Annotated in this window: 11 protein-coding genes (1 of these 11 running past the window's edge); 7 read left to right on the plus strand and 4 right to left on the minus strand. The window is 71.2% G+C overall.

The genetic code is table 11. From position 1 onward, the window contains the following. A protein-coding gene (locus NR810_RS01175; protein ID WP_257446460.1) for a non-ribosomal peptide synthase/polyketide synthase crosses the window boundary here: on the minus strand, positions 1-7,836 show its 5' end (the start). 13,953 nt of this gene lie to the left of the window's left edge; the window shows 7,836 of its 21,789 coding nt (coding positions 1-7,836); it begins with the start codon at positions 7,834-7,836; its stop codon lies off the left edge, out of view. Further along, positions 7,829-13,174, minus strand: coding sequence for a non-ribosomal peptide synthetase (locus tag NR810_RS01180; RefSeq protein ID WP_257446461.1), 5,346 nt, complete (start codon positions 13,172-13,174; stop codon positions 7,829-7,831). The genes NR810_RS01175 and NR810_RS01180 overlap by 8 nt, the downstream gene beginning before the upstream one ends. Before the next feature lie 234 nt (positions 13,175-13,408). Between NR810_RS01180 and NR810_RS01185 the strand changes: the two genes are divergently transcribed. Beyond that, positions 13,409-14,389, plus strand: a complete 981-nt coding sequence (locus NR810_RS01185; protein ID WP_257446463.1) for an aldo/keto reductase — start codon at positions 13,409-13,411, stop codon at positions 14,387-14,389. Between the two features lie 9 nt (positions 14,390-14,398). Here NR810_RS01185 and NR810_RS01190 read toward each other — a convergent pair whose 3' ends face one another. Together NR810_RS01190 and NR810_RS01195 are read right to left on the minus strand one after the other, a co-directional pair. Further along, positions 14,399-15,370 (minus strand): FHA domain-containing protein, encoded by a 972-nt coding sequence (locus NR810_RS01190; RefSeq protein WP_257446465.1) that lies wholly within the window; start codon positions 15,368-15,370, stop codon positions 14,399-14,401. Further along, positions 15,358-16,689 carry a S1C family serine protease gene (locus tag NR810_RS01195; protein WP_257446466.1) on the minus strand — a complete coding sequence of 444 codons (1,332 nt, stop codon included), beginning with the start codon at positions 16,687-16,689 and terminating at the stop codon, positions 15,358-15,360. The genes NR810_RS01190 and NR810_RS01195 overlap by 13 nt, the downstream gene beginning before the upstream one ends. Before the next feature lie 245 nt (positions 16,690-16,934). On the opposite strand from NR810_RS01195, the gene NR810_RS01200 reads away from it, so the two are divergent. The 6 genes from NR810_RS01200 (at position 16,935) to NR810_RS01225 (ending at position 24,555) form a co-directional block, all read left to right on the plus strand. Next, positions 16,935-17,432 carry a tetratricopeptide repeat protein gene (locus NR810_RS01200; protein ID WP_257446467.1) on the plus strand — a complete coding sequence of 166 codons (498 nt, stop codon included), beginning with the start codon at positions 16,935-16,937 and terminating at the stop codon, positions 17,430-17,432. 98 nt (positions 17,433-17,530) lie between these two features. Further along, on the plus strand, positions 17,531-19,369 hold the full coding sequence (locus NR810_RS01205; RefSeq protein WP_257446468.1) for a serine/threonine-protein kinase: 1,839 nt from the start codon (positions 17,531-17,533) through the stop codon (positions 19,367-19,369). A gap of 35 nt (positions 19,370-19,404) precedes the next feature. Beyond that, positions 19,405-20,334 (plus strand): hypothetical protein, encoded by a 930-nt coding sequence (locus NR810_RS01210; protein WP_306817760.1) that lies wholly within the window; start codon positions 19,405-19,407, stop codon positions 20,332-20,334. A gap of 12 nt (positions 20,335-20,346) precedes the next feature. After that, positions 20,347-22,254: a sigma 54-interacting transcriptional regulator gene (locus tag NR810_RS01215; protein ID WP_257446470.1), complete on the plus strand. Its 1,908-nt coding sequence runs from the start codon at positions 20,347-20,349 to the stop codon at positions 22,252-22,254. A gap of 100 nt (positions 22,255-22,354) precedes the next feature. Continuing rightward, a complete protein-coding gene (locus NR810_RS01220; RefSeq protein ID WP_257446471.1) occupies positions 22,355-22,945 on the plus strand; it encodes a hypothetical protein in 591 nt (196 codons plus the stop codon). Further along, positions 22,942-24,555, plus strand: a complete 1,614-nt coding sequence (locus tag NR810_RS01225) for a carboxypeptidase-like regulatory domain-containing protein (protein WP_257446472.1) — start codon at positions 22,942-22,944, stop codon at positions 24,553-24,555. Before NR810_RS01220 ends, NR810_RS01225 begins: the two co-directional genes overlap by 4 nt. The last annotated feature ends 2 nt before the right edge of the window (positions 24,556-24,557 follow it).

Consider the following 24,557-nt stretch of genomic DNA (forward strand, 5'->3'; position numbering starts at 1 on the left):
CGCGTCGACGAGCTTCTCGAAGGGCGCCTCCTGGTGGGCGAAGGCCTCCAGGGCGGTGCGGCGGACGCGGCCGAGCAGCTCCACGAAGGACGGATCCCCGGACAGTCCGGCACGCAGGGGCAGCGAGTTGATGAAGCACCCGACGAGGGGCTCCAGCTCGGGCCGGCTGCGGCCCGCCACCGCGGTGCCCACGGCGAAGTCCTCCTGGCCACTGTAGCGGAACAGGAGCACCTGGTAGGCGGCCATGAGCGCCATGAAGGGTGTGGCCCCCTCGCGCTTCGCGAGCGCGCCCAGCGCATCGGCCAGGCGCCGGGGGATGGTGAAGCAGTGCTGCGCGCCCCGGTAGCCCTGCACCGCCGGCCGGGGCCTGTCCGTGGGGAGCCGCAGCACCGGGACCTCGGCCAGCGTCTGCTTCCACCAGGACAGCTCCGACTCCAGCGCGGGGCCCCTCATCCACTGGTGCTGCCAGGCGGCGTAGTCCGCGTACTGCACGGTCAGCTCGGGCAGCGGAGACGCGGCGCCCGTGACATAGGCCGCGTAGAGGATCGCCAGCTCCTTCATCATCACGCCCGCGGACCAGCCGTCGGACACGATGTGGTGCGGGGTGACGAGCAGCACGTGCTCCGTGTCCTCGACCTGGAGCAGCGCCGCGCGCATCAGCGGACCGGCCGCGAGATCGAACGGCCGCCGGGCCTCCTCGCGGGCCCACCGGGCGATCTCCGCGCCGCGGTCTCCCGACGCTTCCAGCCGCGCCCGCTCCAGGGGCACGGACATGGACGGGGCGATGCGCTGCACGGGGCCGGAGTCCTCCAGGGCGAAGGTGGTCCGGAGCACCTCGTGGCGGCGCACCACCTCGTTGAGGGCCCGTTCCAGCGCGGAGGTGTCCAGGCGCCCGCTGAGGCGCAGCGCGGACGGGTTGTTGTAGGCCACGTTCCCGGGCTCGAGCTGGTCCAGGTACCACAGCCGCTGCTGGGCGAAGCTGAGGGGCAGCGGCCGATCGCGCGGCACGCGGGTGATGGCGGGCGGGCCCTCGGGGCGGCGAGGCGATTCCGCACGCGGAGCCTGGGCAGCGGGGGCCGCCGGCCGGCGGGCCGGAGCGCTCCCCGTCGAGAGGAGCTCCACCGAGCCATCCGCGCGGAGCCGGGCGCGCCGTCCCGTGGTGAGCAGCCGTGCTCCCGCCTCGGAGGGATGGGGCACGAGCCGGCTGCGCGTGGCCTCCGGAGCCATCCAGAAGCCTCGCGGGACTCCTCCGCCCCCGAGGGCGAGCTCACCGGCCACGCCCACGGGCACGGGCTGTCCCCGCGAGTCCAGCACGTGGAGCCGCACGTGCGAGGGAAGCGCGGCGAGCACCTGGAGCTGCGCGCTCTGATCCGGACGAACCGGCAGCCACGTCCCGGGCCCGAGCGTCTCCTCGCGGCGCACCACCTCCACGCCGGCCGCGCGAGCGAGCGAGACGGCCAGCTCCGGCGCACCGCCCGCGATGAAGAGCCGGCGCACCGGGCGAAGGGCCTCGGCCACACCGGGCATGCCCGCGAGCGCGCGGGCCAGGGTGGGCGTGCAGTGCAGGTGCGTGACGCCCGCCTCGCGGACGAGCGCGAGCAGCGCCCGCGCGTCCGGGCCACTCTCGTGCAACACGGTGGGCGCGCTTCCCGTGTCCTCCGGTTGCGAGCGCCGCCGCAGCGTGTCCAGGTGCTGGAGGCTGACCAGCGTCGCCTCGGTGCCGATGCCGAAGTCCACGAGGCAGGCCACCTCGTCGATGTCCAACCGCTTCACGCGCTCGACCATGGGAGCGCTGGACTCGGGCGTGCCGAAGAGGCCACCGTCCTCCATGTAGCGCTCGAGCCCGTGCTCCACCAGCGCCTCCATGTCCCGGGGCGTCAGGGTGCGCGGGTCCACCTTCAGCCCCTGGCTGGCGGCGAAGCCACTGAGGATGTCCACCGAGCTGCGGAAATACTTGAGGAGCGGCTCGCGCACGGTGCGGCGCGCCTCGGCCGCATCCGAGCCGAGGAAGGCGTGCATCATCAGGCTCACGTGTCCGCGGCCCGCGTGGCCATGCTGCCGCCACGTCTCGCGGTAGAGCGCCACCTTCTCGGCCAGCGAGTCCAGCTGCTGGCCCATCAGGTTGGTGAGCACGTTGGCGCCCATCTCTCCCGCAAGCCGGAAGGTGTCGGGGCTGCCCGCGGCCGTCAGCCAGAAGGGCAGCTCGGCCTGCACGGGACGCGGGCGGATGGTGAGCTCCACCTCCTTGCCCTCGCCGTTGCGGCGGCGCACCGTTCCACCCCGCCACAGGTGCCGCACCAGCTCGATGCCCTCGTGGAGGACCGCCTTGCGGCGCGCGTAGTTGTCGGGTGCGAAGACGAAGTCGTTGGCGTGCCACCCCGAGGCGAACGACACCCCCACCCGTCCGCCGGAGAGGTTGTCGATCATCGCCCATTCCTCGGCGACCTGGATGGGATCGTGCAGGGGGAGCACCACGCTGCCCGCGCGGATGCCGATCTGCTCGGTGATCGTCGCGATGCCCGCGCCGGTGATGGCGGGGCTCGGATAGAGGCCACCGAAGGAGTGGAAGTGACGCTCGGGCGTCCAGATGGCCGAGAAGCCGTGCGCGTCGGCGAAGCGCGCCCCATCCAGCAGGAGCTGGTACTTGCGCCGGCCGAGCCCGTCCTCGTCATTGGCGAAGTACGAGAGGCCGAAGGCCAGCGGGCGGCGAGCCGGGGTGCCCTGCCCCACCGCGATGAAGCGCGCGTGACCGGTCTCGGGAGCCAGGAGGACGCGCAGGCCGCGGCTCAGGGCCCAGAGCACCTCCAGGCCGCTGCCGTGAGCACCGGGCTCCTCGGCCCAGAGCCAGGCACCGCCCGGAGTGGCCCCGTGGCCCTCGTCGAGCGCGCGGAACAGGTGGGCCACCGTGCCCTGGGTGTGAATGGCCTGGAGCGGCGCGCCCGTGGAGCCGGCCAGCGGCTCGAGGCACACCATGGACTCGACATCGGGGGCCGAACGGCGCGCCACCGGAGACGGGAGCGTCCCCTCGGGCAGCGCATCCACGTGCAGCATCCGGGAAGCGTCGAGCGCCAGGCTCGTCCGCAGCCGCGAGTGCGTGAGCAGCAGCGGCGGAGGAGAGCCCTCGGGCGAGAACGAGGCCAGTTCGCGGAGCCGGGCCGGCGGCAGGAGCACCCAGGCCGCTCCGGCCTCCAGCACGGCCCAGAGGGCCACGAGGCGCTCGGGCGAGGGCTCCAGGCACACGGCCACGAGCTGCTCCGCGCCCACGCCCTTCTGGCTCAGCAGGCTGGCGAGGTGCCGGGCACGCTCACGCAGCTCGCGCCAGGACAGACCGCGCTCCCCGGCGGAGACGGCGAGGGCCTCCGGGGCCTGAGAGGCCTGGGCCTCCAGCGAGGCCAGGACCGGAATGACCTCGGCACGAGGAGCGTCCACCCGGATGACGGCGAGCTGGCTCCGCTCGGCCGCGGTCAGCAGGGACAGCTCGGAGAGGCGCTGGCCGGGGTTGGCGAGAGCGGACTCGAGGAGCGCCTGGAGGTGGTGGAGCAGCCGATCGACGGTGGGCGGCTCGAACAGCTCGGCGGCGTACTCCAGGTGGCCCTCGTAACCGTGCGGGCCCTCGTTCATGAAGATGGAGAGATGCGAGAGCGTGGCGCCGAACTGGGCGGGTGCGTCCGGCACCTCCACGAGCTCCAGGCGGAGCGCGGGCAGCTCCATGCTCGACGCGAAACCGGCGTGGAGGACGAACACCGCGTCGAACAGCCGGGCGCGCTCGGGGTCCTTGCCGGGCTCGAGCTCGCGCACGAGGTGCTCATAGGGCACGTCCGGATTCGCGTAGGCGCCGAGCGTGGTGTCTCGCACGCGGGAGAGCAGCTCGAGGAAGGTGGGATCGCCGGACAGGTCCGTGCGCAGCGGGACGGCGTGGGCCACGTAGCCGATCAGCGGCTCCAGCTCGCCCCGGGTGCGGTTGCCGATGGGGGTGCCCACCACGATGTCGTCCTGGCCGGCGTAGCGGGCCAGCAGCGCCTTGTATGCGGCCAGGAGGATCATGAAGTCGGTGAAGCCCTCGCGCTGGCCGAGCGCGTGGATGGCATCGGTGAGCGCGCGGGAGAAGCCGAAGGGCCGGCGCGTCCCGAGGAGCTCGCGGACGGCCTCGCGCGGACGGTCCATGGGCAGCGCCAGCGGGGCGGGCGGCTGGGCCATGCGCTCGCGCCAGTAGGACTCCTGCTCCGAGAAGGCGCCGGCCGCCAGCACGCGACGCTGCCACGCCGCGTAGTCCATGTACTGCACGGACAGGGCCGGAAGCGGCGAGGGTCTGCCCTGGAGGAACGCCGCGTAGAGCACCGACAGCTCGCGGACGAGGGCCACCATGGACAGGGTGTCCGAGACGACGTGGTGCAGGGTGACGAGCAGCAGGTGCGCGTCCGCGTCGATGCGGACGAGGCTCGCGCGGATGACGGGGCCACGCTCCAGCGAGAACGGCCGGGCGGCCTCTTCGCGGGCGAGCCGCATCGCCTCGGCTTCGCGCTGCTCGCGGGAGCCCTCCAGCACGGTGACGGCGAGCGACGGCTTCAGCTCGGGGGTGACGCGGAGCACGGTCCGGCCATCCACGGTGGCGTAGGTGGTGCGGAGGGCCTCGTGGCGGCGGATGACCTCACCGAGGCTCCGCTCCAGCACGGCCACGTCCAGCGAGCCCGTCAGCCGAAGGGCCACGGGCATGTAGAGCGCCGGGTTGCCGGGGACGAAGCGCTCCAGCGCGCACACCCGCTCCTGCACGAAGGAGAGCGGCAGCACACCCTCGCGCGGAATGGGGACGAGGGGCGGCACCGGGGCGCGCCCCGCGCCGGGAGCCAGCTCCTTCAGCCGGGCCTCGATCCGCGAGGCGACTCCCGCCACCGTCGGGGCCTCGAACAGGTCGCTCAACGGAAGCTGCACGGGGAACGTCTCGCGCAGGCGCGTGAGCATCTGCGCGGCCATCAGCGAGTTGCCGCCCAGCTCCAGGAAGTTGTCGTTGATGCCGAAGTCCGCGATGCCGAGCCGCTCGCGCCAGATCTCCATCACCTGGCGCTCGATGTCGTTGCGCGGACCGGGAGCGCCCTCCCCCGCCACGGCCGGAACCGGTTTGGGAACGGGAGCAGGCGCGGGAGCCTCCTGCCGGGGTGCCTCCTGCTCCAACCACCGGGACTCGAGCACGAAGCGCTGACGCTCGAAGGGATAGGTGGGCAGGGGGACGCGCAGGCGCCGCTCATGCGCGTAGAACCGGTCCCAGCGGATCTCCAGGCCAGCCCGCCACAGTGCGCCGACGGACTCCAGGAGCGCGCCATGATCGGACGCGGACACGCCCGCGCGAGGCAGCGACGGCACGGCCAGGGAGCCCTCCACGCCACGCAGGCGCAGGCGGGCGAGCGCGGTGAGCGCCTGATCCGGGCCCACCTCCAGGAGCACGAGGCCCCCATCACGCAGCAGGGAGTCCAGACCCTCGGCGAAGCGGACGGGTTGGCGCATCTGCCGGACCCAGTACGAGGGATCGGTCACCTCCTCGGGGCGGATCCACGTGCCCGTGAGGCTGGAGACGTAGGGCCGCGTCGGAGCGGAGAGACGCAGCCCCGCGACGACGCGCTGGAGCTCCGGCATCACCGGCTCCACGTCGGCCGAGTGGAAGGCCTGACGCGCGGGGAGCCGCAGCACGCCCACGTCCCGGCGCACCAGCTCCTGCTCGAGCCGCTCCACCTCGGAGACTGGGCCGGAGACGACACACCGGGAGGCGCCGTTGATGGCGGCGAGCGAGAGCCCACCGGTGAGCAGCGGGCGCAGGTCCGCCTCGGAGCAGCCCACGGCGGTCATGGCGCCCGGAGGCATGGAGGCCATCAGCCGGCCCCGGGCCACGGCGAGCGTCAGCGCGTCCTCCAGGGACAGCACGCCCGCGAGGCACGCGACGACGTACTCGCCATAGCTGTGCCCGAGCATCGCGTGGGGCTCGATGCCCCAGTCCATCCAGAGGCGAGCCAGCGCGTACTCCACGGTGAACAGCGCGGGCAGCGCGAAGCGGGGGTCCGCCAGGGCCTCACGGGCGGCGGCCTCCTGGCCGGGCGCGGGGTACAGCAGCGGGCGCAGGTCCCTGCCCAACCGGGGAGCGAGCAGCATGAAGCACGCGTCGGCGTGCTCACGGAAGACGGGCTCGGAGACGTACAGCTCGCGGGCCATGCCCACGGACTGCGCGCCCTGGCCGGGGAACAGGAAGGCCACGCGCTGCTCGCGGGCGGCCTCCAGGCTGGCGAGGCTGCGGATCGCGGGAGGCGCCTTCAACCGGGCGAGCAGCCCGGCCGTATCCGCGGCAACGAGAGCCCGCCGGTGCTCGAAGGACTTGCGGCCCACGGCGCGGGTGAAGGCCAGGTCGGCCAGGTCCACCTCGGGCCGGGCCTCCAGGTGGGCGGCGAGCTCGCGCGTCATCGCCTCCAGCGCCTCGGGGCTGCGGGCGGAGAGCGTGACGAGCTGGTGGGGCCGAACGCTCGGCTGGCTCTCGACGATCGGGGCCTCGCCGAGGATGGCGTGCGCGTTGGTGCCGCCGATGCCGAAGGAGCTGACGGCCGCGAGCCGCGGCGTCTCCCCGCGCTTCCACTCGCGGCGTCCGGTGACGACGAAGAAGGGGCTGCTCTCCAGGGCGAGCGCGGGGTTGGGCCGCTCGAAGTGGAGGCTCGGAGGCAGCTCCTCGTTGTGCAGCGCCAGCGTGGCCTTGAGCAACCCGGCGATGCCCGCGGCGGTGTCCAGGTGGCCGATGTTCGTCTTCACCGAGCCGATGCCGCAGAAGCCCCGGGCGTCCGTGTCGCGGCGGTAGGCGCGGGTGAGCGCGGCGACCTCTATCGGATCCCCGAGCGGCGTGCCGGTGCCGTGCGCCTCCACGTAGCCGATGTCCCCGGCCTGGACGCCGGCATAGGCGAGGGCCTCGGAGATGACGTCGGACTGGCCCTCGACGCTGGGGGCGGTGTAGCCGACCTTGAGGTGGCCGTCGTTGTTGATGGCCGAGCCCTTGATGACGGCGTAGACGTGATCGCCATCGCGCAATGCATCCGCGAGCGGCTTGAGGACGACGACGCCCACGCCGTTGCCGCTCACGGTGCCCCGGGCGCGCGCGTCGAAGGCGCGGCAGTGCCCGTCGGGGGAGAAGATCATCCCCTCCTGGTAGAGGTAGCCGGTGCGCTGGGGGAGCGAGACCTTCACCGCGCCGGCCAGGGCGATGTCGGACTGGCGCATCAGCAGGCTCTGGCAGGCCATGTGGACGGAGACGAGGCCCGTGGAGCACGCGGTGTAGACGGCGAGGCTCTCGCCGCGCAGCCGCAGCTTGAAGGAGACCTTGGTGGCCGCGTTCTCGCCGGAGGTGCCGAGCGCCTCGAAGAGGGCGGCCGGCTCCTTCTTCACGTGCCCCAGGAGGGACAGCATGTGCCCGGACTGGCCCACGCCCGCGTAGAGGGAGATCTTCCCCGCGAAGCGCTCGGGGTCGTACGCCGCGTCCTCGAGCGCGGCCCAGGCACATTCGAGGAACACCCGCTGCTGCGGATCCATCCACAGCGCCTCGCGTGGGGCGATGTCGAAGAACCCGTTGTCGAAGAGCTCCGCGCCCTCGAGCACGCCGCCGGCGCGCACGAAGTCCGGGTGCCCGCGCAGCGCCTCGGGGACGAGCGGAGACGGCTCCAGCTCGTCCGGGCGGAAGCGGGAGATGGACTCGACGCCCTCTCTCAGGTTGCTCCAGAAGGCGTGCATGTCACCGGCGCCAGGGAAGCGCCCCGCCATGCCGATGATCGCGATGTCGTTCCCGGTGCCCTCATCCATCTGCGGCTCAGCCATTGCCTCGGGTTCCTCTCGGGTTGCGGCGCTGGAGAGCCTGACGGCGGGCCTCGGCGCGATCCTGGTGTTGGGTGTTGCCTGCCTGGGGGGCGGCGGGGGCCTGACCCAGACGCTTCGCGAGCGCCTGGACCGTGGGGTGTTCGAAGAAGTGTGTGATGGGCACGTCCTGCTTCAGCTCCTCGCGAAGCAGGGCGCAGGCCCGGACCACCGTGAGCGAGCTGCCCCCGAGGTCATCGAAGAAGTGATCGTGCAGGCCCACCGGCTCGCGGCCGAGCGCCTGCTCCCAGGTGCGGGCGATGGTCACCTCCAGCGGGGCGCGAGGCGCGACGAAGGAGGCATCGCGCTCGGGCGGCTGGGGAGGCGGGAGGGCGCGCACGTCCACCTTGCCCGTGGGCGACAGGGGCAGGGACTCGAGCAGGACGAAGGAGGCGGGCACCATGTGCTCCGGCAGCCGCTGGCGCAGGCGGGTGCGGGCCTCGCGGGCATCTCGCGGCGTGGCCTCGCCGGGCACCACGTACGCCACCAGCCGCGTCTCGCCCGCCGCCTTCCAGGGACGCACGAGCGCCTGTCGCGCGCCGAGCACCTCCAGCAGCGCGGACTCCACCTCGCCGGGCTCCACGCGCATGCCGCGCAACTTCACCTGGGCATCCGCGCGGCCGAGGAAGTCCAGCGAGCCATCCACCCGCCAGCGCACCACGTCGCCGGTGCGGTACAGCCGGGCGCCGGGCTCGCGGGCGAAGGGGTGTGGAACGAAGCGCTCCGCCGTCAGCTCCGGCCGGCCCAGGTAGCCGCGCGCCACACCCGGTCCGCCGATGTACAGCTCTCCGGCCACGCCTGGCGGGACCGGCCGCATCGCTCCGTCCAGCACGTACGTCTGGACGTTGGCCAGCGGCCTGCCGATGGGAGGAGCCCCCTGCCCCGGCGTGCACTCCGTCCACGTGGCGCACACGGTGATCTCCGTGGGGCCGTAGGCGTTGAAGAAGCGGCGTCCGGGCGCCCAGCGATCCACCAGCTCCGCGGGGCAGGCCTCGGCGCCGGAGACCATCACCCGCAGGTGCGCCAGGCCGCCCTCGGACAGGGAACCCAGCACGGAGGGGGTCATCGTGACCGCCGCCACGCGGTGCTCCTCCAACAGGCGCTTGAGGCCCTCGCCCACCAGCACCTCGCCCGCGGGAGGAACGACCACCGACGTGCCCTGGGATGCCGCCAGCAGGTAGTCCCAGACGGAGATGTCGAAGCCGAGCGGCGAGAGCTGAAGCACCCGCTCCCCTTCCGCGACACCGAGCCGGCGCAGGGCCACGGCCAGGTTGAGGGCGCCCCGGTGCGTCACCTCGACGCCCTTGGGCCGTCCGGTGCTTCCGGACGTATAGATGATGTATGCGGCGTTCTCGCTCCGGGCCTCGCTCACGGGCGGACCCGCGTCCTCCCCGCCCGGCTCCTCCATCCGCACCAACCGGACGCCCTCCGGCAGGCGGCACCGCTCCTCCAGGCCCGCGCGCGTCACCACCGCCAGGGGCCGGGCGTCCTCCACGAGCCACTCCAGCCGCTCGCGAGGCTGCGCCAGCTCCAGCGGCACGTACACGCCGCCCGCGAGCTGGATGCCCCAGAAGGCGACCACCGCCTCCACGCTCTTCTCCAGGAGCATGCCCACGCGCACCTCGGGCCCCACTCCTTCGCGCCGCAGCCGGTGCGCGAGCCTCCGGGCCCGCGCCTCCAGCTCGCGGTAGCTCAGCCGCTCGGAGCCACACACCACCGCCTCCGCCTCGGGCCGTGCCTCCACCCGCCGCGCCAGCAGCTGCGCGAGGTTCCCGGGCTCCTCGGCATCCCGAGGCCCCTCGCTCCAGGGGCCCAGCACCGTGGCGCGCTCCTCCTCGCCCAGCAGCTCCAGCGCCTCCACGGGCCGCTCCGGCTCCCGTACCAGACTCTCCAGCAGCGACGTGAAGTGCCGCGCCATGCGCGAGGCCGTGGAGGCCTCGAAGAGGTCCGTGCAGTACTCCAGCGAGGCGCCCAGCCCCTCCCCCACCTCGGCCATCGTCAGGGACAGCTCGAAGGCCGAGCCCCGTTGCGCGAGCGGAAGGGACTTGAGCTCCAGCGCGCCGAGGCGCATGCGCGCGCCCTTCTCTCCCAGCGCGAAGGCGGCGAGCGAGCCGCCCGTGTCGGGCAGGTGGGCGCGCTGCAGGACGAACATCGACTGGAAGACGGGCGAGCGCCCCGGCTCGCGCGCGGGCTGGAGCTGCTCGACGAGCCGGGCGAAAGGCATGTCCTGGTGCTCGAGCGCCTCCAGGACCGTCTGACGCACCTGGGAGAGCAGCTCCAGGAAGGTGAGCCCCGGAGGCAGGCTGGCGCGCAGGGCCACGGGGTTGACGAGGTAGCCCACGAGCCGGGACAGCTCCGGGCGCGAGCGGCCGGCGGTGGGCGAGCCGACGACGAGCTCCTCCTGTCCGGTGTAGCGGCGCAGGAAGGAGAGGTAGGCGGCCAGCAGTACCATATAAGGAGTGGCGCCGTGCTCACGAGCAAGCGCTTTCACGCGCGACGTGGTCTCCGGCCCCACCTGGAACGCGAGCGAGGCGCCCCGGAAGGACTGGAGCCGGGGCCGGGGGTGATCCGTCGGCAGCGCCAGCACGGGCAGCTCGCCACCGAGGCGGGAGCGCCAGAAGGAGCGCAGCGCCTCGCCCCTCGGGCCCGCGAGCCGGGCCGACAGGGCCCGCGTGGCCGCCGAGGGGCTCAGGGGAATGGCGGGCAGCACGGCCGGGGCGCCACCCGTCTCCGCCGAGTAGAGCGCGCCCAGCTCCTCCACCATCAAGCCCAGGGACCAGAAGTCGGTGATGAGGTGGTGCAGCGCGAGCAGCAGCACGTGCTCGTCGGGGCCTCGGGAGAGGAGCAGGACGCGCATCAGCGGGCCCTTCATCAAGTCGAAGGGCCGGTGTGCCTCGGCATCGAGCCGCGAGCCCACCTGGGCCTCGCTCCAGCCGGAGGCCTCCTCCACGAGCAGCACGGGGCCGGTGGACGCCACGAATCGCTGTACGGGGATGCCCTGCTCCTCGGGGAACACGGCGCGCAGGGACGGATGCCGCGCCACGAGCGCCTGGAAGGCGCGCTCCAGCGCCGCGACATCGAGGCGGGAGTGGATCCGCACCGCGCGCACCACGTGGTACGCGGTGCTCTCCGGGGCCATGCGTTGCAGGAACCACAGCGCGCGCTGGCCGTCCGAGAGCGGCTGGGGTCCCGAGGTCTCCTCCGGCGCGAGCGGAACCTCGGCCTCCGGAGAGGGACGCTCCGCGATGCGCGCGGCCAGCTCGCGGAGACTCGGCCCTTGCAAGAGACAGGTGATCGGCAGCCGCACCCCGAGCGCCGTCTCGATGCCGCCCTGCACTTCCATGGAGCGCAGCGAGTCGAGCCCGTACCGGGTGAGCGGCACATCCAGCTCCAGCTCACGGGACGAGACCCCGAGCATCCGGGACACGCGAGAGGAGAGCCACGGCAGCAGCGCCTCCGGACCGGAGCCGGCGGGAGGAACGGGCACCTCGGCCTCGGCCGGGCCCACGGGCGCCACACCGGAGACCGGAGTCCCCTCGCGCCAGGAGCCCACCACCTCCAGGGAGCCGTCGAGGAACGCGGCGCGGCAGGCGTGGCGCTGGATCTTCCCGCTCGAGGTCTTCGGGATGCTCCCGGGCCCGAGCAGCACCACGGCATGCGCGCCGAGCTCGTGCTGCTCGGCCACCGACTGGCGGATGCGGGCGATGGCCTCGCGAGCGCGCTCCTCGGGGTCCGCGCCGGAGCGGTCGGCGAACTCGTGGACGACGACCAGTTGCTCCTCCCCGTTCACGTCCACGGAGAAGGCGGCGCCGCAACCGGGACGCAGCCCGGGGTCGCACCGCTCCACGGTGAGCTCGATGTCCTGCGGGTAGTGGTTGCGCCCGCGGATGATGAGGAGATCCTTCCGCCGCCCGGTGACGAACAGCTCGCCGCCGTCGAGCACACCGAGGTCTCCTGTGCGCAGGAACGGCCCCTCGCCGGAGCCCGCCAGACGGGCCTGGAAGGTGCGCTCGGTCTCCTCGGGCCGCTCCCAATAACCCCGGGCCACGCTGGCGCCGCGGACCCAGATCTCCCCGATGCGGCCGGGCGCGCACGGCGCACGCGTCTCGGGATCGACGATGCGGACCTCCTGCTCCGCCAGGGACTGGCCGCAGCTGATCATCGTCACGCCCTCGGCGCCCTCACCTGGAGCCCGCGCCTCCGCGCGCAGCAGCGCCTCGCGCTCGAAGCGGCGCGCCACGGGCGGCTCGGCCCGGCGCCCTCCGCTGACGATGAGCGTCCCCTCGGCGAGCCCGTAGCACGGATAGAAGGCCTCGCGCCGGAAGCCAGCGGGAGCGAACGCCTCGGCGAAACGATCCAGCGTCTCCTGGCGGATGGGCTCGGCGCCGCAGAAGGCCACCTCCCAGCTGCGCAGGTCCAACGCGGCGCGCTCCTCGGGGGTGGTCTTCCGGACGCACAGCTCGTAGGCGAAGTTGGGGCCGCCGCTGACGCTGCCCCGGTGCCGGGAGATCGCCTCCAACCAGCGCAGGGGGCGCTGGAGGAAGAAGAGCGGCGACATGAGGACGGTGGGGATGTCGCGGTAGAGGGGCTGGAGGATGCCGCCGATGAGGCCCATGTCGTGGTACGGCGGCAGCCAGATGACGCCCACGGGTTGGGGAGGGGCATCGAACCCGAGGGCGATGAGCCCCGAGTTGTGCAGCAGGTTGCGGTGGCTGAGCATCACGCCCTTGGGCGTGCCGGTGGAGCCGGAGGTGTACTGGAGGAAGGCCAGGCCATCGGAGGACAGGCTCGGAGCGGACCAGGCGTTGGCGGCGCCGGGCTCGAGCGAGTCCGTGGCGATCCATCGCAGGGCACGGAGATCGGGAGCGTCCTCGGTGAGGAACCCGACCATGTCCAGCACGGCGGAGGTGGTCAGCGCGGCGGTGGCGCGGCAGTCGGCGACCAGGGATTGGAGCCGGGGCAGCGTGCGGCCCAGGCGGGCCGGATCGGGCGGATACGCGGGGACGGCGATCACCCCGGCGTAGAGACAGCCGAGAAAACCGAGCACGTACTCGCGGCCCGGAGGATAGAGCAGGAGTGCCCGCTCTCCGGGGGCGAGGTAGCGCCGCAGGGAGGCGGCGACGGCGCGCGCGCCCTCGTCCAGCTCGCGGTAGGAGACATGGGTCTCACCGTCCTCATCGAGGAAGGTGAAGACACGTGCCTCGGGCTGGTTCCGGACTCGCTCGCGGAGCACGTCCACGAAGGTGACGCCATCGGGCAGGGAAATGGCGTGAGCGGGAGTGTCTCGCGTCGGCAGATACATTCTTCCTCTCGACAGGGAGTCGGAGGGGGTGAATGGCTCGCCGGGGACTCACACGGCCATGAGGGCCGAGCAGTCGAGACGAAACGCATCGAGCCCCCTTTGGCGCGCGCGACATTTAACGTTCTCTTTTTCTATTTCCAAGCCTCATGACTTGACGCGCGATGCCTTCACTGCGAGTGGACGCGACGTGCACTTCAATGAAGCGCATTCCCATCTCTCAAGGAGTGATGACGAATGAAGTACGTCAATCTGGGTCATACGGGCCTGAAGGTTTCCCGTATCTGTCTGGGATGCATGAGCTACGGCACCTCGAAGTGGCGCCCGTGGGTGCTGGACGAAGAGGCCTCGCAACCCTTCTTCCGCCGGGCGGTGGAGGCGGGCATCAACTTCTTCGACACCGCGGATATGTATTCATTGGGGGTCAGTGAGGAGGTCACCGGCCGAGCCCTGCGCAAGTATGCGCGGATGGAGGAGGTGGTCCTCGCCACCAAGGTCTACAACCCGATGGGTGACGGGCCCAACATGCGCGGGCTCTCTCGCAAGCACATCGTGCAGGGGTGTGAGGCCAGTCTGAAGCGTCTGGGGGTGGAGACGATCGATCTGTACCAGCTCCACCGGATGGATCCGGACACGCCGCTGGAGGAGACGCTGGGCGCGTTGGATCAGCTCGTGCGGCAGGGGAAGGTCCGCTACATCGGCGCGAGCTCGTCGTCGGCGTGGAAGTTCGCCAAGGCGCTGAGCATCTCCGAGCGCAACGGCTGGGCGCGCTTCGTGTCGATGCAGAACCACTACAACCTCGTCTACCGCGAGGAGGAGCGCGAGATGATGCCCCTGTGCCAGGAGGAGGGCATCGGCGTCATCCCCTGGTCGCCGCTGGCGCGCGGGCTGCTGGCGGGCACGCGCAAGTCGCTGGATGACAAGCAGTCGACGACGCGCTCGGGCTCGGACGCGTTCGCGAACTCGCTCTACGACAACCCTCGGGACTGGGACGTGGTGGAGGCGGTGAAGAAGGTGGCCTCCGAGCGGGGCAACAAGCCCGCCGAGGTGTCCCTGGCGTGGCTGTTGTCGAAGCCCGCGGTGGTGGCGCCCATCATCGGCGCCACGAAGCTGGATCACCTGGAGGACGCGCTGCGCTCGCTGGACGTGAAGCTCACGCCGGCCGAGGTGAAGGCGCTGGAGGCGCCCTACGTGCCGCACGAGGTCCGCGGGCACTGAGCGCGGGGTTCAGGGCGCCTCCTTCGCGAGCTCATCCACCTCCTTCTGGAGCTCCTGGGTGCTGTCGAAGAAGGCGTCCACGGGCTTCGCGGACGCCGCGCGGAAGGAGGGGGGCAGCAGCGTGTGATCGAAGTCCAGGCTGGACGAGAAGTCCTCGTCGCCCAGCAGCGAGTCCAGCTGCGTCAGGAAGCCGAAGCACACCAGGATGAGCGCCAGCAGGGTGGCGAGCCGCTTCGGCTCCGCGCGGGACACGTAGCGCACGTGCCAGAAGAACACGCAGCCCATCCACCCCAGGTAGCCCAGCAGGTACAGCCAGCGCACCCAGGTCCCCAGGGCCAGGCTGTACACCACCGCCCCGAGCAGCAGCGGAATGGCCAGCGCCCCCAGCAGCCCGAGGCTCGCGATGGTGCCGTGCGCCCCGAAGTGGAACTGCCGGCGCGCCACCTTGCTGGCGACGGACCAGATGCCCGCCCAGAAGAAGGCCACGACCACCGGCACCAGCACCGCCAGCGTCATCGAGCCCCAGTCCGTCTTCTGGTAGCTGGACAGGTACTCCTGGAGGAGGAAGGCCGCGACGGTCAGGGCCAGCATCGCGGGGAAGGCGAAGGGCCGCTCGAAGACGCGGCCCCGGGGTGCGGCCGGGATGGCGGTGACGCGCGTGTCCTCCACCTTGTGCGCGCGGCTCCGGAAGCGCAGCACCGTGTCCCCCACGGCCACCCGCGCGTCGTCCGCGAGCACCAGCTCCGCCAGCTGCGCCCACGGCTCCACCCGGAACGTGCCATTGCGGCTGCCCACGTCCCGCACCACCAGCTTGCCGTCCTCGGTGCGCTCGATGCGCAGGTGCGAGGCGGACACCTTCGGGTCGTCCAGGACGACGTCGTTGGCGTAGCCGCGCCCCACCGTCACCGGGAAGCGCTCCAGGCGGTGCCGCGCGTGCACCGCGTCTCCTTCCAGCACCTCCAGGAAGATCACTTCGTCCACGCGAGCGCCTCCAGGTAGCGGCGCGCGATGGCGCGTGCGTTGTCCGCGGAGAACCCGGCCAGGTCCAGGCACGTCTGGACTCCCGAGGTGCTCGCGTTGACCGTGGCCGCCCGGAGCGCCAGGTCATACAGGCCGGGGAACTTCTTGTAGGCGCGCAGGCACAGGGCCGTGCGCACGGGGATGCCGCCCACCTTCACGAACTCCACCTTGCAGCGGAAGTTCGTCACGTCCTCCCGGGTGGCGTCCACGCCGCCCGCGTCGTTGCCGAAGGTGTCCGCGTAGAGCGACGCGAAGCGCAGGGGGCCGAGCGTGTCGCTCGCCACGGCGGCATGGTCATACGCCACCACGCCCGTGCGGTGGTCCGAGCTCAGGTAGATATCCTCCTCGGAGGAGCACTGGTAGCGGGTGATGGTGTACGGGTTCTCGGGGTTGTGCGGGGTGTCGCCCCAGCACTTGAGGAACGGCAGCCAGCGGCCGGGCACGCGGTAGTCGCCGAGCTGCTGCGTCGGCAGGGGCTCGGCCAGCAGGCGCTCGGTGATGCGCTGCTGGTTGTCCAGCAACTGCGAGCCCACCACGGCCAGCAGCGCGGAGGGGCTGCTCTCCTTCACCTGACGCGCCCGCTCCAGCAGCGCGCGGGCATGTGCCACCGGCACCAGGAAGCCGAGCTGGTTGCCCAGCGTGGCCACGTTGACGCCCACCACCCTGCCCTCGCCCGTCACCGTGGGGCCGCCACTCATGCCGGGGTTGATGGCGCCGCTGAAATGCACCTTGTCGTAGAGGGCGTCCTGCACCAGGCCGTTGTAGGTGCCCTCGACGATGGTGGTGCCCAGGTCATGCGGGTTGCCCATGGCGTACAGCCGGGTGCCCTGCGGAGGCTCCTTCGTCGACAGCTCGAACCAGTCCTTCACCGGCCCGGTCTGCTGGATGACGGCCAGGTCGTGCACCACGTCCACGTCCACCAGCCGCACCGGGATGGCCGACGCGTCATTCCCATCGCGCACCAGCTCGGCGGTGTAGTCCTCCGGGTGGTGAACGATGCTGGAGACGACGTGGTAGTTGGTGACGGCGTGCCCCTCGGCGCTCACGAAGAAGGCCGAGCCGATGGAGGACTTGGTGCCGCTGCGCCGCTCGATGATGCGCACCTGGGCCACGCGGCCCTTGAGCCGCTCGAAGAGCTCATGGGTGGCCGGAGGCAGCGTGGCCACGGGCAGAGGAGGAACGACGGCCGGAGCGCCCGCGTCCGGTGCGCCCTCGGGAACGTCGTCCTGAGCCGGGACCGGGGCCTGCGCCAGCGCGGCGAGGAGGAGGATCGTCAACATAGCGGGCGCACAGTAGCGGAACGACCGCCCGTTGCCCGCCCGACCTGCCCCACCCGCGGCCGTGTCCCCTGTGCACCTCCCGGAGCGGAGCGGGCGGACCGCTACCACGCTTTTTTGACGCCGGGGACGGAATTTTGAAGGCAGTGGCGAAAAATTTGCGTAGCAGGCAGGCAACAGAGCCGGCAAAATGAGAGAACCCTCGGCCCCGTGACATCCCTGCCCCGTACGGTAACCTTGCGCCCGAGATGAACCCCGAAGCCCGCGCCGAAATGGTCGCCCATGCCGAACGCGCCCTGCGTCGCGGAGAGCTGAGTGAGGCGTTGAGCCTCTACGAGCGGCTCTGCCGATCTTTCCCAGGCGATGAGAGTCTGGCGCACAAGCTGACCAACGTGCGCGAGATGCTCCTGCCCGAGGAGCTCGAGGCCCTGCGGTCCCTTCGTGTCGAGCGGCCCAGTGTCCGGCAGGAGCGGGTTCCCCTGGGTCCTTCCTCACCCGTGGCCGAGGGCGAGCGCCTCTTCGCCCTGGGGGATTACGCCGCCGCCGCGGCCGCCTACCGCCGGGCCCTTCAGGAGCGGCCCGACAGCGAGCTCATCCGTGAGCGGCTCGAGGAGCTGTACAGGCTCGCACGCACACTCCCCGTGCGGCCCTCTCCCACGGACAAGAAGTTGCCCCGGCAGGTGGAGCCGTTGTTGCTCGCCCTGCTGGACCGGGTGGCCGCGCGCCGTCGCCTCAAGCGCGATTGACGCGTTGCACCCCTTGGGGCCGGCTCCTAGAATCCGACCCCGACTTCGTTGTCATACCCGCGATCCACTCCCTGACAACCGCGTCTCATCTGGGACCCATGACGCTCATCGGCCGCAACATCGGGCGGTACCGCATCCTCGAGGAGCTGGGCTCCGGGGGCATGAGTGTCGTGTACAAGGGGCTCGACACGACGCTGGACCGCGAGGTGGCGGTCAAGGTGCTGCACCCGCACCTGGCGATGAAGAGCGAGTCGCGCCGGCGCTTCGCCCGCGAGGCCAAGGCGGTGGCGCGGCTGCACCACCCCAACATCCTCGAGGTGTTCGACTTCTCGGCCGAGGGCGCGCAGGACGCCTTCCTCGTCACCGAGTACGTGCGGGGCCGCACCCTCAAGGAGTACGTGGACGAGCTGGGCCGGCCGGAGCTGCCGGAGCTGGCGGCCATGATGCTCCATGAGATCGCCGCCGCGCTGGCGCACGCACACGAGGCGGGCGTCATCCACCGCGATCTCAAGCCCGAGAACGTGATGGTGCGCGAGGATGGGCTCCTCAAGCTGATGGACTTCGGCATCGCCAAGCTGCTCGACACCGAGGAGCGGATGACCGTCACTGGCGCGCTGGTGGGCTCGCCGGCGCACATGGCCCCGGAAATCATCGAGGGCCACGAGATCGGTCCCGAGGCCGACATCTTCTCCCTGGGCACCATCCTCTACGCCCTCATCGTCGGGAAGCTGCCCTTCGCGGCGCCCAACGCCACCGCGACGCTCAAGCGCATCCTCGACGGGGCGTATGAGGATCCACGCCAGCGGGTGCCCACGCTCTCGGACGAGCTGGCGGAGATCTGCGCCCGGTGCCTGGAGAGGGATCCCTCCCGGCGCTACCCGAACGCGGGCAAGCTGCGCGACGCGCTGGGGGACTACCTGGCGGGGCTCGGCTTCGCGCGCGTGGGCGAGGAGCTCGCCTCCTTCTTCGCGGATCCGCCCTCGTACCAGAAGCTGATGCGCCCGCGGATCATCGCCACGCTGCTCGAGCGCGGGGAGCGGATGCTCGCGGAGAAGCGCACGCCCCGGGCGCTCGCCTGCCTCAACCAGGTGCTGGCGCTGGATGCCTCCAACACGCGCGCGCATGCGCTGCTCGCGGGGCTGGCGCGGGAGCGGCGCCTGAAGAAGTGGCGTGCCCGGGGGCTGAAGGTGGGCGCGGGCCTGCTGGTGGTCTCGGTGCTCGGCCTGGGCGTCCACCTGCTCCGCCAGCGCGCCCCGGACGCGCGGCCGGTCGGCGTCGAGGTCGTGCCCGCCTCGGTGGTGCGGCCCACCCCGAAACCCGGGCCCGCCACGCACCCCGGGGCGGAGAAGGCGCCAGCCACCACGCTGGCTCCTCCCCCTCCTCCTCTGGCCACCGTGGAGTCCGCACCTCTGCGCAAGCCCCAGGCGCGCGCCGAGCCTCCTCGGACCGAGCCTCCTCGTGCCGAGCCCGTCCGCCTCGCGCCGGTGCCCGCGTCCATCCTGGTGCGGCCCTACGGCTACATCCGCGTGGACGATGGAGAGCGCAGCGAGCACCCCCTCGCGCAGCACGCGGTGGAGCTATCGCCCGGCCCGCACACCGTGACCATCAGCTGCGACTACTGCGAGGACGCCCAGGAGACGATCGAGGTGCGGCCCGAGGCGGAGAACGTCTTCCGCCTGCGCGCGCAGCTCAAGCCCTCGCGGCTGATCTTCGCGTACGAGCCCGCGGACGCGCAGGTGCGTGTGGGCTCCGAGGTGCGCACCGTGCGCGAGACGCAGGAGCATCCCTTCGACATCCACTCGCCGAGGGGGCCGGCGAGCTTCCAGCACCGCGTGGAGTACGAGGTGAGCCACAACGGGTACCTCACCGAGAAACGCGTAGCGCTGATCGAGCCCGGGAAGTCCACCACGCTGCGCGGGTCCCTCGTCGCCGAATGAGCCGCTGCCTCGCCCTTCTTCTCGTCTTGGGGCTGTTGGCCTCCGGAACCGTGCTCGCCGCCGACGAGCCGGTGGATCCGGAGGTGAACGCCCTGCGTGCCAGCTACGAGTACGGCCGCTATGCCGAAGTGCTGGACCGGGCGGGCAGCCGCATCGATCGGGGCCGCCTGTCGGACAAGGATCTGGCGGAGCTGCACAAGCTGGCCGGGCTGAGCGCCTTCCACCTCAACCGGAGCGAGGACTCCTCGCGCCACTTCCGCGCGCTGCTGCGGTTGGAGCCGGACTTCAACCTGGATCCCTTCTCGGTGCCGCCGCCGGCGGTGGCCTGGCTGGACGGCATCCGCGAGCAGATGTCGGCGGAGCTGGAGCTGGTGCGCCAGGAGCGGCGGCTGCGGGTGGAGCGTGAGCGCGCGGAGAACGAGCGCCGCGAGCGCGAGCGCGTGGCCACCGAGGAGCAGCGCCGCCGGGTGGAGGAGCTGTCGCGGCAGGTGATGGTGCGCGAGGTGGAGAAACGCAGCTACCTGGTGAACTTCGTGCCCTTCGGGGCGGGCCAGTTCCAGCAGGGCCGCACTGGCATGGGCACGCTGTTCGCGGCCGCCGAGGGCGCGCTCGCCATCACCAGCATCCTCTCCTTCTTCGCCTATGACTCGCTCATCGAGACGAGGAAGGTGACCGTGGACGACATCCACGGGCCCAAGGATCTCACCGTGAGCTACATCCCCACCGCGCGCAAGCCGCAGGCCACGCTCTGGAAGAGACTCAAGTGGGGCACCGCCGGTGGCTTCTACGCGGTCTACGCGGCGGGCGTGGTCGATGCGCTCGTGAACCACCAGGACCAGGTGGTGGTCCAGACACACCTCGAGACCCCGCCCTCCACCCCGCCGCGGTCGACCCCGCCCGCGGCGAATCTGCACCTCTACCCCACGCCCGGCGGAGCCGGCGTCGGCTTCACCCTCGCATTCTAGGAACACGTCGACATGGCCAGCCTCACCGTCCGTACCCCCGATGGAAAGGTCCGCACGGTCCCCCTCCACAAGCGCATCACCAGCATCGGCCGCTCGGCCGACAATGACGTGCAGGTGGAGGACCCGTCCGTGCCGGACAGCGCCCTGCACCTGCTCTTCGATGGAACGCGCTACCAGCTCGGCAGCCTGGGCGCGAGCTTCCAGGTCAACGGCAAGAAGCGGGACAACCACGTGCTCGCCACCGCCGACATCATCCGGGTGGGGGGCACCGAGCTCGTCTTCGCCCGCGAGGACGCCGCGCCCCCCCGGCCCTCCCTGGTGCCCACACCGGCCCTCACCGTCACCCATGAGACCGAACGGACGACGGATCCGGACTCGCATACCCGGGACATGCCCGGCGTGGTGGGCCGCGAGCTGGTGCTGCTGCGCCGGCTCACCGCCTTCAGCGAGCGGCTGCTCGGCAGCTCCAGCCGGGACGATCTGCTGGAGAGCCTGCTGGACGAGGCCATCGAGGTGACGCGGGCGGACAAGGGCTTCCTCATCCTCCGGGAGAACGGCGAGCTGCGCGTGAAGGTGGCGCGCAACCTCACGCGGGAGAACCTGATCGACGCGGTGGAGCGCGTGTCCGACTCCATCGTCGAGAAGGTGGCGCGCACCCGCAAGCCGCTCATCATCAGCGACGCGCTGGACGACCCCGAGTTCAAGGCCAGCAAGTCCGTGGTGAACCTCCAGCTCCTGTCCGTCATGTGCGTGCCGATGGTGCGCGGTGACGAGCTGTTCGGCGTGCTCTACGTGGGCAATGACCGGTTGGTGAACCGGTTCGAGCCCAAGAGCCTGGACATGCTCACCATCTTCGCGGCGCAGGCGCTGCTGCTCATCCACAACGCGCTGCTGGTGAATGATCTCAAGCTGGACAACACCGAGCTGCGCAAGCGCCTGGACGACACCCGCTACGGAGAGATCGTCGGGGCCTGCCAGGGCATGCTCGACGTGTACAAGCGCATCGACAAGATCGCCCCCACGGACATCTCCGTCCTCATCACCGGCGAGACGGGTACGGGCAAGGAGCTCATCGCCCGGGAGATCCACCGGCACTCCCCGCGGACCAAGGGACCCTTCGTCACCATCAACTGCGGAGCCATCCCCGAGAACCTGCTGGAGAGCGAGCTGTTCGGCCACGTGCGCGGCGCCTTCACCGGCGCGGTGAACACGAAGGCGGGCAAGTTCCAGGCGGCCATCGGCGGCACGCTCTTCCTGGACGAGATCGGCGAGATGCCGCTCCAGCTCCAGGTGAAGCTGCTGCGCGCGCTCCAGGAGAAGGTCGTCTACAAGGTGGGCGACCACCGGGGCGAGCCGGTGGACATCCGCGTGGTGGCGGCCACCAACCGGGTGCTCGAGGACGAGGTGCGCAAGGGCACCTTCCGCGAGGATCTGTACTACCGCCTCAACGTGGTGACGTTGAAGCTGCCGCCCCTGCGCGAGCGCGGCGAGGATCTCTTCGTCCTCGGCAAGTACTTCCTGCAGAAGTACGCCAAGGAGTTCGGCGCGAAGACCAAGAGCTTCTCCCCCTCGGCCACGGTCGCCATGAAGAAGTACAGCTGGCCGGGCAACATCCGCGAGTTGGAGAACCGCATCAAGAAGGCGGTGGTGCTCGCGGAGAAGCCGCTGCTCGGCCCGGACGACCTGGATCTCAAGCCGGAGAACCTGGACCCCGTGCTGCCGCTGTCCGACGCGCGCGAGCGCTGGCAGAAGCAGTACATCCAGGAGGTCTACGAGCGGAACAACCGCAACAAGACCAAGACGGCCAAGGATCTGGGCGTGGATCCGCGCACCATCTTCCGCCACTTCGAGAAGCTGGAGGCAGAGAAGGCCGGCATGCCCCTGCCTCCCGATGAGGGCGGCGACGACGAGCTGCTGTAGTCCCGGGAACAGAACCGGCCCCCGGGGACGCCGTGACAGGGCTGTCGCGGTTCCCCGGGCTTGCCCCCTGTGGCACCCTTTTCAACCCCCCATTCCGACGATGAATTTCTCTCTGCGCCAGCTGGCCGGTGAATTGCTACCACGCCCCTCCATGAAGTGGTTGGGACTCGGAGTGGCCGTGTGGACCTTGGGGGGATGCCTCATCCCCCAGGACGAGAACTACCTCAACGAGTTCCCCATCCAGCGCAACCGTCCCCCCCGCATCGTGGAGAGCCAGGTGGAACCGGTCGAGCGCATCGTCCGCAGCTACGGCTCCGACGCGTGTGAGATGACGTTCTCCGTCATCGTCGAGGATCCCGACACCGCCAACAGGCTCTCCGTGTACTGGTTCGTGGACTACGATCCCAGCCAGCCCCGGCAGGCCGACGCCGTGTCCCGGGTGGAGCCCCGGGACAACAAGATCGCGCGCGAGGATCGCGCCTACTTCCAGGTGAGCTTCAATTCGGGGGAGCTCAACCGCCTGAACCTGCCGGGCGATCACGTCGTCGAGGCGATCGTCTCCGACACCTCCCTGGTGGGACGGGATCCCGAGCTCAAGCCCATCTCGCTCTCGGATGGAAGCACCTTCAACGACGCCGGTTACACCGCCACGTACGTGTGGTTCGTGAAGACCGGAAATGGTTGCCGATGATCCGCCCTACCCTGCTGAGGATGATGTGGATGGCCCTCGCCACGGCCGGTTGCGGCGCGAGCGATGACATCTATCCCTACGAGATCAGCTGCCGCGCCGACAGCGATTGCCAGGGCGATGAGGTGTGCTTCATCGACGGCTGTGGAGACCCCGGCAGGAACATCGTCGTGGAGGTGGTCCCCAACCCCAAGGGAGGGTTGTACGCCCAGGACTTCCCGGTGAACGAGCTGCGCAGCCAGCAGAACCTCGAGCTGTTCGATCCGGCCATGCTCCAGGGCCAGGTGCGGGTGGCGAGCACGGAGGCCCCCAGCGGCTACTCGGCCCCCGTCACCCTGCGCCTGACGGGCGAGAGCCTGCTCATCCCGGGCCTGGTGCGCCGCCACGAGAGCACCCTCACCCCGAGCGATGGCCTCTACATGCTGCCGGTGGGCTCGGGGCGCTACAACGTGACCCTGATCCCCACGGATCCCGTGCTGCCGCCCCTGTCCAACACCCGTGACGTGCAGCCGGGCCGCGCGGTGACGCTGGACTTCGTCCTGCCGGCCCTCGCGGACCTGGTGCGGCTCTCCGGGAAGGTGGTACGGCCGAACCAGCTGCCGCTGGGCGCGCTGATGGAAGCCCAGGCGTTGGACGATGAGCTGCGCCCGCTCTCGCAGCGGGTGCAGGTGGACGCCTCGGGGAATTTCTCCCTGTCGCTGCCACCCTCGGCGCTGCTGCTCCCCACGGTCGTCGTGCAGGTGATGCCCACCTCGGCGGAGGCGCTGGTGCCGCAGAAGCAGTTCACCGTGAATCCGCGCCAGGCGCTCCTCGGTTCGCTGTCCCTGGGGGACTACGGCGACCCGGTGACGTACCAGGGCCGGGTGCTGGACCAGGACGGGAAACCGGTGCCGCAGGCCACGGTGTACCTGCAGGGCAAGGTGGGCGGTGGAGGGCAGTACCGCAGCCGGAAGGTGCTCACCGACGAGAGAGGCGACTTCACGCTGTCCACCCTGCCGAGCTCCCCCGAGTCGGCGATGACGCTCTCCGTCATCCCGCCGTCGGGCTCGCCCGCGGGATTCACCGTCAGGTCAGTCTCCGTGCCGCGCAATGTCACGACGCGGGGGCCGGACGTGGTGTGCGGAGACCGGATGAAGGTCCGCGGCACCCTGCGCATGCCGAGCGGCTCGTTGTGGGCCGCGGGCGTACGGGTGGTGGCCGAGCCGATCGACGCGGTGCCCGGCTGGCCCGCGCCCTCGTTCAGCGTCGAGGCCGCGCGCCCCACGGATGACATGGGCCGCTTCGAGATCGCGCTGGATCCGGGGCAGTACCGCTTCGACTTCATCCCCACCGATGATCTTCCCCGGGTCAGCCGCATCGTGTCGGTGCGCCCCGGGGACGGTATCCTGTCGGATGGCTCGATGGAGCTCGCCCCCTTCACGCTCTCCAACGGCCGCCGCATCACCGGGCTCGTCAGCTTCGGCGGCGAGAAGCGGAACCTGCCGACCGTGCCCTACGCGTCCGTCCGCTTCTTCCGCGTGGTGAACGTGGAGGGCAAGCCCTCCGCCCTGCTGCTCACGCAGACGCTGACGGACCAGAACGGCACCTACTCCACCACCGTGCCCACGCGCTGACG

Origin of the sequence: Archangium lipolyticum (assembly GCF_024623785.1) — a bacterium.
Classification (GTDB): Bacteria; Myxococcota; Myxococcia; order Myxococcales; family Myxococcaceae; genus Archangium; species Archangium lipolyticum.